The sequence below is a fragment of the Microbacterium sp. NPDC055903 genome, from assembly GCF_053615555.1.
On the sequence record NZ_JBSHCA010000002.1, the window covers coordinates 835618 to 848886 of the forward strand.

The window sequence follows — 13269 nt, forward strand, 5'->3', positions numbered from 1 at the left end:
CGTTGGGTGGGAAGGCAGGTGTTTGCCGACCCGCTCAGTGCTCTTCTGCGACCGCGAGCTGGATGTAGACCGCGGTGAGGATGGTGAAGACGTAGGCCTGCAGGAAGGCCACCAGGACCTCGAACAGGGTGAAGGCGAAGCCGAAGGCGAGGGTTCCGGCGCCGAGCGCCGTCCACCAGCCGCCCAGGGTGACGACGAAGAACTGCGTGGCCGAGAAGAACAGCACGAGCATGAGGTGCCCGACGATCATGTTCATCAGCAGTCGCAGGGTGAGGGTCACCGGGCGGATGATGAAGGTGGAGATGAACTCCAGCGGCGTCACGATGATGTAGAGGAACGGCGGGACGCCCGAGGGGAACAGTGCGTTCTTGAAGAAGTTCTTGGGGCTCTTCTTGACGCCCGCGTAGATGAACGTCACGTAGCTGACCACCGCGAGCAGCAGCGGCACGGCGATGATGCTCGTCCCGGCGATGTTCAGGAACGGGATGATGCCCGTGATGTTCATGAACAGGACCATGAAGAAGATGGTCGCGAGGATCGGCATGAACCGGCGGCCGTCCTTGCGCCCGAGGAGGTCCTCGGCGACGTTGACGCGGACGAAGTCCAGGCCCATCTCGACGACGCTCTGGAAGCGCCCGGGGATCACGCGCATGTTGCGCGTGCCGAGCCACAGCAGGAGCACGACGACGGCGGTCGCCAGGAACTGGATCAGGTGGATCCGGGTGATCTCCATGCCGGCGAACTCGAAGACGGCATCCGGGAAGAACTCGTCGATCGAAGGGCCGTGGAACTCGCCGTCGGAGGCCAGGCGGGGAATCAGGGTCGCAGCGAGATTAGACAGCGCGGGCTCCAGCTTCGGGGCACCGGTTCAGAACCGGGGCGACGATGGTCGGTGATGCGGTTCGCCACATCGCTCAAGAATGAGCGGGGCACATGTCCCACCCTATCAGAATCACGGATTCTGCAAGTTCGCGTCCTGCTCGTCCTCGGGGTTCGTCGCGGGCAGCTGAGCGTCGCTGACGACGGGCAGTCGCATCTTCAGCAGGGCGACGGCGTCGATGATGAGCGACGCCAGGACGCCGGCGACCAGCGCGAGGAAGAAGACCATGTCCACCAGCCACGGCTGGTCCTTGATGATCAGCAGCAGTACGAAGAACACGACGAACTTCAGCAGCCACCCGCCGAGGACGATCGCGAAGAAGTACGGCACGTAGAGGGGCTCGCCGTACCAGCGGTTGGCGATGAGGATGCTGAGCCCCGTGATCGCCAGGAACAGCACCGCGATGGCCACGCCGAGGAGGCCGCTGAGCGCGCCCTCTCCCCCGGCCACGGCGAAGCCGATCCCGCCGGCGAGGATCGCGAGCACCGCGGCGGTCACCCCCGACCAGACCAGGGTCTTGCGCAGGATCGGGTTGCTGGACACGGGATTGGGGCTCATCGGGGCTCCAGGGTCTCGGGGGTGGTCTCGACGACGGGTTCCGGGCGGACGCGTCGGCTGGGAAGGAGGGTGAGGACGAGGCACGCTGCGCTGCCGAGGACGCCGAACAGCACGCCTCCCCAGTACTCGCCGTACCAGTCCTCGCGTGTGCCGACGTACATCAGCAGCACAGCGAGGGAGATCACGGCGGTCCACGAATAGAAGATCAGCACGGCGTCGCGATCGCGGTGGCCGAGATCGAGCATCCGGTGGTGCAGGTGCTTGCGGTCCGGCGCGAACGGCGACTTGCCCGCTCCCATGCGCCGGAACACGGCGAGACCGAAGTCGAGCAGGGGCAGGACGACGACGACGAGCGGCAGCAGCACGGGGATGAACGCGCCGAGCAGCTGCGACCGGCCGAACAGGTCCGGATCGTATGCCGAGGCCGGGGTCTGGGTCGTCAGGGCGATCGAGGAGGTCGCCATGAGCAGCCCGAGCACGAGCGCGCCCGAGTCGCCCATGAAGAGCTTGGCCGGGCTCCAGTTCAACGGCAGGAAGCCGAGGCAGGCACCGATGAGGACGGCGGCGAGGAACGTCGAGATGTTGAAGTACGAGCTCGCCCCGGTGTCCCGGGTGAGCATGTAGGAGTAGGCGAAGAAGACGCCGTTCGCGATGAGGCAGACCCCGGCGACGAGGCCGTCGAGGCCGTCGATGAAGTTCACCGCATTCATCACGATCACGATCGCGAACATCGTCACCGCGATGCTCACCCAGCTCGAGAACAGCACCATCTCACCGAACGGCAGGGCGAGGATCTGCAGACCGCCCCAGACCGCGATGATCGCCGCGGCGAGGAACTGCGCCCCCAGCTTGATCATCCAGTCCAGGTCGATGAGATCGTCGATCACGCCGATGACCGCGATGAGCGCCATCGCCGCGAGGATCGCCCACATCTGCTGCGGGGGGAACCACAGGGCGCCGAAGAACGGGTTCACGGCGGAGACGCCGATCGCCGCGGCGATGCCGAAGAACATCGCGACACCGCCGAGCCGGGGCGTGGGGTTCTTGTGGACGTCGCGTTCCCTGATCCCGGGGTAGAGCTTGAACCGCAGGCTGATCTGCCACACCGCCCAGGACAGCGCGAACGTGATCGTCGCCGTCAGTATGACGATGAACAGATACTGCTTCACGCGCTCGGGTCGGCGCCGTCGCCGGGTGTCTCATCGTCCGGGACGACGTCGCCCGGCTTCTCCTCGGGCTCGAGGAGGTCTCCGAGCACGTCTTCAAGCTGTTCGCGGGTGACGGCGCCCTCGCGCAGGATCCGGACGACGGGGGCCTGAGCGCTCGTGGAGACCAGCGAGGTCGCGTCCACGATCGTCGAGGCGATGCCGTCCTTGCTGATGCCGTTCTCCAGGTAGACGGCGACGCTGTCGCCGAGCATGTCCCTGGCGTCGTAGGCGGTCAGCGCCGCGTCCTTGCCGGTGAGGTTCGCGCTGGACACGGCGAGGGGTCCGGTCTCCTCGAGGAGTTCGAGGGCGACCTTGTCATCGGGCATCCGCACGGCGACCGTGCCCTGGGTCTCGCCGAGATCCCAGGTGAGCGAGCGCTGCGCGGGCAGGACGATGGTCAGCCCGCCGGGCCAGAACGCCTCGACGAGGCGGCTCACCGCTTCGGGGACCTCCTGGACGAGCGCGTTGAGCGTGGCAGGGCCGGACACGAGGACAGGCGGAGGCTGGTTGCGACCCCTCCCCTTCGCATCGAGGAGACGCTGCACCGCGGCCGGCGAGAATGCATCGGCCGCGACGCCGTAGACCGTGTCGGTGGGGATGACGATGAGCTCGCCGCGGCCGATGGCCTGGCGGGCGCGGCGCATTCCGGAGAGCAGCTGCTCCTGCTCGCGGCAGTCGAAGACGGGGGACATGACGGAACGATTCTACGCGGATGCCGGCCGAAGCCCGCTCAGGGACGAACGGCGGTCGTGGCGCGGTCGCGTCCGACGAGATCGGGGTGGGTCGCCGCGGCCCGCCAACCGTCTGCGGTGAGCAGCGCCCTGATCTCCGAACCCTGCAGCTCGCCGTGCTCGATGACGAGCAGTCCGCCACCGCGCAGGAGCTCCATCGCGCGCGAGCTGAGCACCCGGACGACGTCCAGGCCGTCTGGTCCGCCGTACAGCGCCGTCGGCGGGTCGAACAGGCGGACTTCCGGATCGCGCGGGATCGCCTCATCCGGCACGTAGGGCGGGTTCGAGATGACGACGGACGCTGTGCCGTCGAGCTCGGGGAAGGCATCCGCCAGATCCGCGTTCACCAGCGTGAGGTTCGGGGCATCCGCGGTGTTGCGTGCCGCCCACGCATAGGCGTCGGAGGAGAGCTCGGCGGCGAAGATCCTCGCGTGCGGAGCCTCGGTCGCCATCGCCAGCGCGATCGCGCCGGAGCCCGTGCCGAGGTCGACGCCGATCGGCGCCGGGTCCGCGGCGTTCAGCAGGGCGTCGATCGCGAACTGCACCACCTGTTCGGTCTCCGGCCGAGGCACGAAGACTCCGGGGCCGACAGCGAGCTCGAGATGACGGAAGGGGGCCGTTCCGGTGATGTGCTGGAGCGGTTCCCTGCCCGCCCTCCTGGACACGAGCTCGGCGAGACGCTCGTCGTCCTCCTCACCCAGCTCGTCGCCACGCACGACGGCGGCCTGCACCTCTCCCCTGCTCTGGGAGCGGACATGCCCGATCAGCAGCTCCGCATCGACGAGCGGATCAGGGACGCCCGCTTCGGCGAGCAGGTTCGCGGCGCTGCGGAGCGCTGCGGCGAGGGAACGGGCCATCCCTCCAGGGTAGGGCGCGGGGCGCCGTGGTCATATTCGTCCTGGCGTCCGGGAGCGCCAGTAGGCTGGAGCCGCACCGAGTCAGCCCACGAAAGGCCTGCACCATGCCCGGCATCCACTCAGACATCACCACCGCTTTCGGCAACACGCCGCTGGTGCGGTTGAACCGCGTGACCGAGGGCCTCGGCGCGACCGTGCTCGCGAAGCTGGAGTTCTACAACCCCGCGTCCAGCGTCAAGGACCGCATTGGCATCGCCATGATCAACGCGGCGGAGGCATCTGGAGAGCTGAAGCCGGGCGGCACCATCGTCGAATCGACCAGCGGCAACACCGGCATCGCCCTGGCCATGGTCGGCGCGGCGCGCGGCTACCGCGTCATCCTCACGATGCCTGCATCGATGTCGAAGGAGCGTCGCGTCCTGTTGAAGGCCTTCGGCGCCGAGATCGTGCTGACCGACCCCACCAAGGGCATGTCTGGCGCCATCGAGGAGACCAAGCGCATCGTCGAGGAGACGCCCGGTGCGATCTGGATCCGCCAGTTCGAGAACGCGGCCAACCCGCAGATCCACCGCGAGACCACTGCACAGGAGATCCTGCGCGACACCGACGGCGCCGTCGACATCCTCGTCGCCGGCATCGGCACCGGCGGCACTGTCACGGGCACCGGTCAGGCGCTGAAGGCCGCGAAGCCCTCCGTGCAGGTGATCGCCGTCGAGCCGAAGGACTCCCCTGTGCTCACCGAAGGTCACCCCGGCCCGCACAAGATCCAGGGAATCGGTCCCAACTTCGTCCCCGCCGTCCTCGACCGCGACGTGCTCGATGAGGTGCTCACCGCGGAGTTCGAGGACTCCCTCTCGGTCGCCCGCGATCTCGCCGCCAAGGAGGGACTCCTCGTCGGCATGTCCTCCGGTGCTGCGGTCTCCGCCGCACTGAAGGTCGCGGCCCGTCCGGAGAACGCGGGCAAGACCATCGTCGTGATCGTCCCCGACACCGGAGAGCGGTACATCTCCACGGCGCTGTTCGAGGACCTGCGCGAGAGCTGATCCGTCGATGAGCCTGATCGGTCGAATGCGCGAGGACCTCGTCGCCGCGCGCCTCAGAGACCCCGCAGCCCGCAGCGGCATCGAGGTCGCCCTCCTGTACCCCGGGCTGCACGCCATCTGGGCGCACCGGGTCTGGCACGGTCTGTGGCGCCGCAGGGCGCGGTTCATCGCGCGCGCCGGGTCGCAGGTCACCCGCTGGCTCACCGGCATCGAGATCCACCCCGGTGCACGGATCGGTCGACGCTTCTTCATCGACCACGGCATGGGTGTCGTCGTCGGCGAGACGGCAGAGATCGGCGACGACGTCATGCTTTATCACGGAGTGACGCTCGGTGGACGCACCCGCGACGCAGGCAAGCGCCATCCCACCCTCGGCGACGGCGTGGCCGTCGGTGCGGGTGCGAAGATCCTGGGCCCGATAACGATCGGCGCCGGCTCCGTCGTCGGCGCGAACGCCGTCGTCACCAGGGATGCACCGGCCGACAGCGTCCTCGTCGGCGTGCCTGCGAAACCGCGCATGCGCAAGGCGCACGAGGACACCCGGGCGCTGCTGACGGCTCCCGAGTACTCGATCTGACGGGCCTCAGCGGCGGCTCTTCGCCTTCTCCGTCTGCTTCTTGACGAAGATCAGCGGCAGCAGGACGCTGCCGATCGCGGTGATGAGCCAGACGATGACGGCCCCGAGCAGCCATCCGGTCACATCGACGATGCGCAGACCGCCGATCGGCAGCAGGACGACCACGACGAGCGCGATCAGCGTCGAGAAGATCCCGATGCCGCCCATGAGCACCGGAGCGTAGCGGTCGGCGAGCTTGGCGACCCACGGGCTGAGGATGCTCTGCAGGAGGGCGAAGATGAGGATGCAGATGACGAAGCCCCACCACTTGTCCCACTGGATCTGGAACCCGTCGAGGAGCAGGTCGGCCACGATGAGGCCGAGGCCCGCCGAGACCACGTACATGAGCGAGCGGAAGAGGAAGGTGATCACGGGCCGAGCATAGCGCGCGGCTCGGGTGGTCAGGAGTCCTGTCCGACGGCGGCGAGTCTGGCCTCTTCATCCGCCGCGATCGCGCTGTCGATGATCGGGCCGAGGGCGCCGTCCATCACCTGATCGAGGTTGTACGCCTTGAAGCCGGTGCGGTGATCCGCGATGCGGTTCTCCGGGAAGTTGTAGGTGCGGATGCGCTCGGAGCGGTCCATGGTTCGGATCTGCGACTTGCGGGCGTCGGATGCCACGGCATCGAGCTCTTCCTGCTGCTTGGCCAGCAGCCGTGCCCGCAGGACGCGCATGGCCGCCTCGCGGTTCTGCAGCTGCGACTTCTCGTTCTGCATGGAGACGACGATGCCCGTCGGGACGTGCGTGATCCGCACCGCCGAATCGGTCGTGTTCACGGACTGCCCGCCCGGCCCGGAGGAGCGGAAGACATCGATCTTCAGATCGTTCTGATCGATCTGGATCTCCTCCGGCTCGTCCACCTCGGGGAAGACGAGCACGCCCGTCGTCGAGGTGTGGATGCGCCCCTGGGACTCGGTCGCGGGCACGCGCTGGACGCGGTGCACACCGCCCTCGTACTTCAGGTGCGCCCAGACGCCCTGAGCGGGGTCGCTGGATGAGCCTTTGATCGCGACCTGGACGTCCTTGTAGCCGCCGAGATCGGACTCGTTGCGCTCCAGGAGCTCCGTCTTCCAGCCCTTGGAGGCGGCGTACTGCACGTACATCCGCAGCAGATCTGCGGCGAACAGCGCGCTCTCCGCGCCGCCCTCCCCCGCCTTGATCTCCATGATCACGTCCCGCGCGTCGTCAGGGTCCCTCGGGATCAGCAGACGCCGCAGCTTCTCCTGCGCCTGCGCGAGACCCGCCTCGAGCTCGGGGATCTCCGCGGCGAAGACCTCGTCCTCACGGGCGAGCTCCCGGGCAGCATCCAGATCCTCGGATGCCGCGACCCACGCCTCATGCGCGGAGACGATCCGGGAGAGCTCGGCATAGCGCCGATTCACGCGCTTCGCACGCGCGGCATCGGCGTGCACCGCCGGGTCGGAGAGCTCCTCCTGCACCCGGCGGTGTTCGTCGATGAGCGCCTGGACGGACTCGAACACGGCTTGAGGCTTCGACTCGCTCAGCGGATGTTGTTCTCGTGCCCGTGGCTCGAGCCGGTCGCAGGGGCAGGGATCGACTTCTGCATCTGCACGAGGAACTCGACGTTCGAGTTCGTCTCCTTGAGCTTGCCGAGCACGACCTCGAGGGCCTGCTGGGTGTCGAGGCCCGCCAGGGCGCGACGCAGCTTCCAGGTGATCTTGACCTCGTCGGCCGAGAGGAGCATCTCCTCGCGACGCGTGCTGGATGCGTTGACGTCGACGGCCGGGAAGATCCGCTTGTCGGCGAGCTGACGCGACAGGCGCAGCTCGCTGTTGCCGGTTCCCTTGAACTCCTCGAAGATGACCTCGTCCATCTTGGAGCCGGTCTCCACGAGCGCCGTGGCGAGGATCGTGAGCGATCCGCCGTTCTCGATGTTGCGCGCAGCACCGAAGAAGCGCTTGGGCGGGTACAGCGCAGAGGCGTCGACGCCGCCGGTGAGCACACGGCCGGATGCCGGAGCGGAGATGTTGTAGGCGCGGCCGAGGCGCGTGATCGAATCGAGCAGCACGACGACGTCGCGGCCGAGCTCGACGAGCCGCTTCGCGCGCTCGATGGCGAGCTCGGCGACCGTGGTGTGGTCCTCCGCAGGACGGTCGAAGGTGGAGGCGATGACCTCGCCCTTCACCGAGCGCTGCATGTCGGTGACCTCTTCGGGGCGCTCGTCGACGAGCACGACCATGAGGTGCACCTCGGGGTTGTTCTGCGCGATCGCGTTCGCGATCTGCTGCAGGACGATCGTCTTTCCGGCCTTGGGCGGCGCGACGATGAGGCCGCGCTGACCCTTGCCGATCGGGGCGACGAGGTCGATGATGCGCTGCGTGAGCTTCTCCGGCGCCGTCTCCAGGCGCAGACGCTCCTGCGGGTACAGCGGGGTCAGCTTGCCGAACTCGACGCGCGCGGCGGCATCCTCGACGGAGAGGCCGTTGATCGAGTCGACCTTGACCAGGGCGTTGTACTTCTGGCGACCCTGCTGCTCGCCCTCGCGGGGCTGCTTGATGGATCCGACGACGGCGTCGCCCTTGCGCAGGTTGTACTTCTTGACCTGCCCGAGCGAGACGTAGACGTCGCTGGCGCCGGCCAGGTAGCCGGTGGTGCGCACGAAGGCGTAGTTGTCGAGCACGTCCAGGATGCCGGCGATCGGGATGAGGACGTCGTCCTCGAAGACCTCGGTCTCGAACTCATCGGACGTGGTGTTGCCACCTCCGCGGCGCTTGTTGCGCTGGCGGTTGCGGCCGTTGCCCTCGTCATCCGCCGGCTGCGACGCCTGCTGCTGCTCCTGGGCGGAGCCGTTCTGGCCGCGTCCCCGGTTGCGGCTGCGGCTGCGGCTGCGGCTGCGGCCCGTGCCCTCCTCGCCTTCGGCGGGGGTGCTCTCGGCGGCGTCGCCGTCGTTCTTGGGCGCGTCGTCCTTCGCGGCGTCGTTCTTGGGCGCTTCGTCCTTCGCCGCCTCGTTCGCTGCGCTGTCGGCCTTCGCCGACGCCTTCCGCCGGGAGGAGGACGCGGACGGCGTGCTGTCCGCCGCTGCGGCGGACGCGTCAGCGCTCTGGGCCTCCTCGCCGGATGCGGCGGGGGTCTCAGCCGGCGCATCGGCCTTCTTGCGCGGCGCACGCTTGCGCGGCGCCTTGGTCGCCGCCTCTGCTGCGCCGGCCTCGGCGGCGTCTGCAGCGGGAGCATCCGACACCGCCTGCGCAGCCTCGGACGGAGCCTCGGCGGCAGGAGCATCGGCCTTCTTGGCGCGGGTGCGGCGCGGCGCCTTCGGTGCTGCCTCGGCCGGAGCCTCGGCGGCCTCTGCAGCGGGCGCCGCATCCGCAGTGGGCGTCTCCGCTGCCTTGGCCGCGGCAGTCGCTGTGGTGGCGCGGCGCGGAGCGCGCTTGCGCGGAGCCGCCGCCGGCGCTTCGGCCTGGGCAGCGGTCTGGTCGTTCTGGGTCTCGGAGAGGTTCTCCACGAGTACTCCCTTGATCTGTCGTGGGACGTGAGCGTCAGACGTGGTCGACGGGTGCCGAACACGGTCGTACCGGTGAGCGCTTGGCGCTCACGAGCCAGAGCGTTGGATGCTCTGGAGTGAAGTACGGAGATCGCAGATCGCGATCGGGGCCAGATTCACGAGGATGTCGCGGACCCCTCCGCTCGATCCCTTACTGTAGCACCCCGCACATCGACGGCGAGCATGAGGGCGTCCCACGGGGTGTCGGCGACGGAGGCGGCCAGCGCCGCGGCATCCGCTCGTCCTCCCGGTCCGTCGCAGAGCACGAGGACGCTCGGGCCTGCGCCGGAGACCACGGCGGCGAAGCCTGCGTCACGCAGCGCGCGGACGAGGCCGGAGGTCTCGGGCATCGCCTCCGCCCGGTAGTCCTGGTGCAGTCGATCGGCGGTGGCGTCCAGGAGCAGCTCGGGACTCTGCGTGAGAGCGGCGATCAGCAGCGCGGAGCGCGAGACGTTGAAGACGGCGTCCTCGCGCGGCACCTGCGTCGGCTGCAGCGAGCGCGCGAGCGCCGTGGAGAGCGTGTGCTCCGGCACGAGCACGAGCGGGGCCACGCCGCGGTGCACGAGCAGCTTCTTGTGGCGCGGACCGTCTTCGCCCGTCCAGGCGATCGTGAGGCCGCCGAACAGAGCAGGGGCGACGTTGTCCGGGTGTCCTTCCAGCTCGGTCGCCAGGCGCAGCAGGGCGGCGTCGTCGAGCTCGACGTCACCGGCGAGCAGGCCCTTGGCGGCGAGGATGCCGGCCACGACCGCCGCCCCGGACGAGCCGAGGCCGCGCCCGTGCGGAACGCCGTTGCGGGCCTGGATGCGAAGACCGGGCGCTTCGCGTCCGGCATCCGCGTAGACGTGCAGGATCGAGCGGTAGACGAGGTTCGACTCGTCCCTGGCGATCTCATCCGCACCCGTGCCTTCCACCTCGATCTCGAGGCGGTCCTCGGCGAGCTCCGTGACGACCAGGTCGTCGTACACGCTCAGGGCGAGCCCGAGGGTGTCGAACCCCGGACCGAGGTTGGCGCTGGTGGCAGGGACCCTGACGGAGACGGAGCGCATGCTCACTCGCCCTCGACGCGCAGCACGGAGACCACCGACCGCACGGCGTCGGATGCGGCGAGCCGCTCCACGGTCGCGGCCAAGGCGCTCTCGGCGGCGGTGTGCGTGCCGATCACGAGCAGCGCAGCGCCGTCCGCCGCGTCGTCCACGCTCTGCACCACGGTCGCCACCGAGACGCCGCCCTCGCTGAGGACCCCGGCCACCGCGGCGAGGACGCCCGGCTGGTCGACGACCTCGAGGGTGATCTGGTAGCGGGTCGTCACATGTCCGATCGGGACGATGGGCAGGTTCGCCCTCGTCGACTCGCCCACGCCGACCCCGCCGGCGATGTGCCGACGGGCGGCGGAGACCACGTCGCCGAGCACAGCGGAGGCCGTCTGCACCCCGCCGGCTCCTGCGCCGTAGAACATCAGCGAGCCGGCCGCCTCGGCCTCGACGAAGACCGCGTTGTTCGCCCCGTGCACGGAGGCGAGCGGGTGGCTGCGCGAGACGAGCGCCGGGTACACACGGACGGAGATCGACTCCGCGCCATCCACGGTGAGCCGCTCGCACACCGCGAGGAGCTTGATGACGTAGCCGGCCTCACGCGCCTGCGCGATCATCGCTGCGGTGACGCCGGTGATGCCCTCGCGGTGCACGGCGTCCAGCGGGACGGTGGTGTGGAAGGCAAGGCTCGCGAGGATCGCCGCCTTCTGCGCGGCGTCGTAACCCTCGACATCCGCCGTCGGGTCGGCCTCGGCGTAGCCCAGACGCTGAGCGTCAGCCAGCACCTCGCCGAAGTCGGCGCCCTCCGTGTCCATCCGGTCAAGGATGTAGTTGGTCGTCCCGTTGACGATGCCCATGATGCGCACCACGCGGTCGCCGGCCAGGGAGTCGCGAAGCGGACGGATGATAGGGATCGCACCGGCCGCGGCGGCCTCGTAGTGCACGGACGCGCCGACCTGATCTGCGGCCTCGAAGAGCTCGGGTCCGTGGGTTGCCAGCAGCGCCTTGTTCGCGGTGACGACGTCCGCGCCGGAGTTCAACGCCTGCAGCACCTGCGTCCTCGCCGGCTCGATCCCGCCCATCAGCTCGATGACGATATCGCTCCCGGTGATCAGCGACTCGGCATCGGTGGTGAGCAGTTCGCGGGGAAGCTCGACGTCACGCGGCGCATCGATGTCACGCACCGCGATGCCGGACAGCTCGAGTCGAGCACCGGCGCGGTCGGCGAGCTCGTCGCCGTGTCGCAGCAGGAGCGAGGCGACCTGAGAGCCGACCGCCCCGGCGCCGAGCAGCGCCACCCGAAGCCGTCGATACTGTCCTGCGTCGCTCTTCGGGAGCTGGGTCATCGTTCTCCTTCTGCCGTGCGTCCTCCGGGACGCACCTGGTCGATCCCGGCATCCCTGGCCAGGAGGTCTTCGATGGTCTCGCGACGCACGATCACCCTGGATGCACCGCCGGAGACGGCGAGGACCGCGGGACGCGGGACGTGGTTGTAGTTGCTCGACAGCGACGCGCAGTACGCGCCGGTGGCGGGAACGGCGAGCAGATCGCCCGGTGTCAGATCCCCCGGCAGGTACTCATGATCGACGACGATGTCGCCGGACTCGCAGTGCTTGCCGACGACGCGCACGAGCACGGGCTCGCCGACACCGGCGCGCGAGGCGAGGCGCGCCGAGAACTGCGCCCCGTACAGCGCGGGCCGTGCGTTGTCGCTCATCCCGCCGTCGACGCTCACGTACCGGCGCCGAGCGCCGCCGTCGAGGGCGACGTCCTTGGTGGTGCCGATCTCGTACAGGGTGACGCCCGCGGTGCCGACGATCGCCCTCCCCGGCTCGAAGGCGAGCTGCGGCAAGGGGATCCCCCTGGCTGCGCACCCCTCGGCGACCGCATCCACGATCTCCGCGGCCAGCGTCGCGATCGGGGTCGGATCATCGATCCGCGTGTAGGCGATGCCGAACCCTCCGCCGAGATTGAGGAGCGGGAGCGCGCCCTCCGTGCTCAACCTCTCGTGGAGCTCCAGCACGCGCGAGGCGGACTCTCGGAAGCCGGCCACGCCGAAGATCTGCGAGCCGATGTGGCAGTGCAGCCCGATGAGGCGCAGACCCGCGATGTCGCGGATGCGTGCGGCCGCCGACTCGGCGTCGGCGAACGCGAAGCCGAACTTCTGGTCCTCGTGCGCGGTGGCGAGGAAGTCATGGGTCTCGGCGTGGACGCCGCTGTTCACCCTGATGAGGACGTCCTGCACGACACCTGCGGCGGCCGTCACCGCCGCGAGACGTTCGATCTCGTCCGTGCTGTCGACGATGATCGTGCCGATCCCGACCGCCACCGCGCGCTCGAGCTCGGAGAACGACTTGTTGTTGCCGTGGAACCCGATGCGCGAGGGCTCGACGCCCGCGGCGAGCGCCACCTCGAGCTCACCCCGCGTGCAGACGTCGACGTTCAGCCCCTCGTCCGTCACCCACCGGGCGACGGCCGTCGACAGGAACGCCTTGCCGGCGTAGTAGATGCGGGCTGTGGTGCCGTGCGCGGCGGCTGCCGCGTCGAAGGACGCACGGAAGGCGCGTGCGCGCGAGCGCACCTCGTCCTCGTCGAGCACGAGCAGCGGGGTGCCGTGGGAGCGTGCGAGCTCGGACGCGGCGAGCCCGGCGATGCGTAGCTCGCCGTCGTCATCACGGAGCGCGGATGCCGGCCACACCCCATCGGCGAGGTCGTTCGCGTCCTCGGGGACGGTGAGCCAGCCAGGGGCTGGAGCGTCGGCAGGGTGGAGCACGGGAGAACCAATCGTGGAGGCGTGCCTCGCGCGGAGCTGCACGCGGCGAGGATGCCCCGATTCTATGGCA

At 69.2% G+C, this 13269-nt stretch carries 13 protein-coding genes; 2 read left to right on the forward strand and 11 right to left on the reverse strand.

The genetic code is table 11. The annotated features are described in order from the left end of the window. Positions 1–34 precede the first annotated feature (34 nt). The 5 genes from atpB to prmC all read right to left on the reverse strand — a co-directional run bounded on the left by atpB (position 35) and on the right by prmC (position 4234). Positions 35–733, reverse strand: a complete 699-nt coding sequence (gene atpB / locus ACWGJP_RS13490; RefSeq protein ID WP_452330290.1) for a F0F1 ATP synthase subunit A — start codon at positions 731–733, stop codon at positions 35–37. A 219-nt stretch (positions 734–952) separates the two neighbouring features. Next, positions 953–1438, reverse strand: a complete 486-nt coding sequence (locus tag ACWGJP_RS13495) for a hypothetical protein (RefSeq protein WP_452330291.1) — start codon at positions 1436–1438, stop codon at positions 953–955. Then, positions 1435–2607, reverse strand: coding sequence for an MraY family glycosyltransferase (locus ACWGJP_RS13500; RefSeq protein ID WP_452330292.1), 1173 nt, complete (start codon positions 2605–2607; stop codon positions 1435–1437). Before ACWGJP_RS13500 ends, ACWGJP_RS13495 begins: the two co-directional genes overlap by 4 nt. Continuing rightward, complete coding sequence (locus ACWGJP_RS13505) at positions 2604–3338, reverse strand: L-threonylcarbamoyladenylate synthase (protein ID WP_452330293.1); 735 nt, start codon at positions 3336–3338, stop codon at positions 2604–2606. Before ACWGJP_RS13505 ends, ACWGJP_RS13500 begins: the two co-directional genes overlap by 4 nt. A gap of 38 nt (positions 3339–3376) precedes the next feature. Further along, positions 3377–4234: a peptide chain release factor N(5)-glutamine methyltransferase gene (gene prmC, locus ACWGJP_RS13510; RefSeq protein WP_452330294.1), complete on the reverse strand. Its 858-nt coding sequence runs from the start codon at positions 4232–4234 to the stop codon at positions 3377–3379. A gap of 104 nt (positions 4235–4338) precedes the next feature. On the opposite strand from prmC, the gene cysK reads away from it, so the two are divergent. Together cysK and epsC are read left to right on the forward strand one after the other, a co-directional pair. After that, entirely contained in the window at positions 4339–5277 is a 939-nt protein-coding gene (gene cysK / locus ACWGJP_RS13515) for a cysteine synthase A (protein ID WP_452330295.1), read from the forward strand. A gap of 7 nt (positions 5278–5284) precedes the next feature. After that, the gene (epsC, locus tag ACWGJP_RS13520; RefSeq protein WP_452330296.1) at positions 5285–5854 is read left to right on the forward strand and encodes a serine O-acetyltransferase EpsC; all 570 of its coding nucleotides are present in this window, start codon (positions 5285–5287) and stop codon (positions 5852–5854) included. 6 nt (positions 5855–5860) lie between these two features. On the opposite strand, the gene ACWGJP_RS13525 is transcribed toward epsC, so the two are convergent. From ACWGJP_RS13525 to lysA, 6 genes are all read right to left on the reverse strand, one after another. Further along, complete coding sequence (locus tag ACWGJP_RS13525) at positions 5861–6265, reverse strand: hypothetical protein (protein WP_452330297.1); 405 nt, start codon at positions 6263–6265, stop codon at positions 5861–5863. 29 nt (positions 6266–6294) lie between these two features. Further along, on the reverse strand, positions 6295–7374 hold the full coding sequence (gene prfA, locus ACWGJP_RS13530; RefSeq protein ID WP_452330298.1) for a peptide chain release factor 1: 1080 nt from the start codon (positions 7372–7374) through the stop codon (positions 6295–6297). 20 nt (positions 7375–7394) lie between these two features. Continuing rightward, positions 7395–9356: a transcription termination factor Rho gene (rho, locus tag ACWGJP_RS13535; protein WP_452330299.1), complete on the reverse strand. Its 1962-nt coding sequence runs from the start codon at positions 9354–9356 to the stop codon at positions 7395–7397. Between the two features lie 155 nt (positions 9357–9511). Further along, a complete protein-coding gene (gene thrB, locus ACWGJP_RS13540) occupies positions 9512–10441 on the reverse strand; it encodes a homoserine kinase (RefSeq protein ID WP_452330300.1) in 930 nt (309 codons plus the stop codon). Positions 10442–10443: 2 nt separating this feature from the next. Beyond that, positions 10444–11772 (reverse strand): homoserine dehydrogenase, encoded by a 1329-nt coding sequence (locus ACWGJP_RS13545; RefSeq protein ID WP_452330301.1) that lies wholly within the window; start codon positions 11770–11772, stop codon positions 10444–10446. Continuing rightward, positions 11769–13199 (reverse strand): diaminopimelate decarboxylase, encoded by a 1431-nt coding sequence (lysA, locus tag ACWGJP_RS13550; RefSeq protein WP_452330302.1) that lies wholly within the window; start codon positions 13197–13199, stop codon positions 11769–11771. Before lysA ends, ACWGJP_RS13545 begins: the two co-directional genes overlap by 4 nt. Between the last annotated feature and the right edge of the window lie 70 nt (positions 13200–13269).

Excerpts from the sequence above, each read along its gene's own strand:
- atpB (WP_452330290.1), bottom strand. The coding sequence starts at position 733 with ATGGAGATCACCCGGATCCACCTGATCCAGTTCCTGGCGACCGCCGTC.
- ACWGJP_RS13495 (WP_452330291.1), bottom strand. The coding sequence starts at position 1,438 with ATGAGCCCCAATCCCGTGTCCAGCAACCCGATCCTGCGCAAGACCCTG.
- ACWGJP_RS13505 (WP_452330293.1), bottom strand. The coding sequence starts at position 3,338 with ATGTCCCCCGTCTTCGACTGCCGCGAGCAGGAGCAGCTGCTCTCCGGA.
- prmC (WP_452330294.1), bottom strand. The coding sequence starts at position 4,234 with ATGGCCCGTTCCCTCGCCGCAGCGCTCCGCAGCGCCGCGAACCTGCTC.
- cysK (WP_452330295.1), top strand. The coding sequence starts at position 4,339 with ATGCCCGGCATCCACTCAGACATCACCACCGCTTTCGGCAACACGCCG.
- epsC (WP_452330296.1), top strand. The coding sequence starts at position 5,285 with ATGAGCCTGATCGGTCGAATGCGCGAGGACCTCGTCGCCGCGCGCCTC.
- thrB (WP_452330300.1), bottom strand. The coding sequence starts at position 10,441 with ATGCGCTCCGTCTCCGTCAGGGTCCCTGCCACCAGCGCCAACCTCGGT.
- ACWGJP_RS13545 (WP_452330301.1), bottom strand. The coding sequence starts at position 11,772 with ATGACCCAGCTCCCGAAGAGCGACGCAGGACAGTATCGACGGCTTCGG.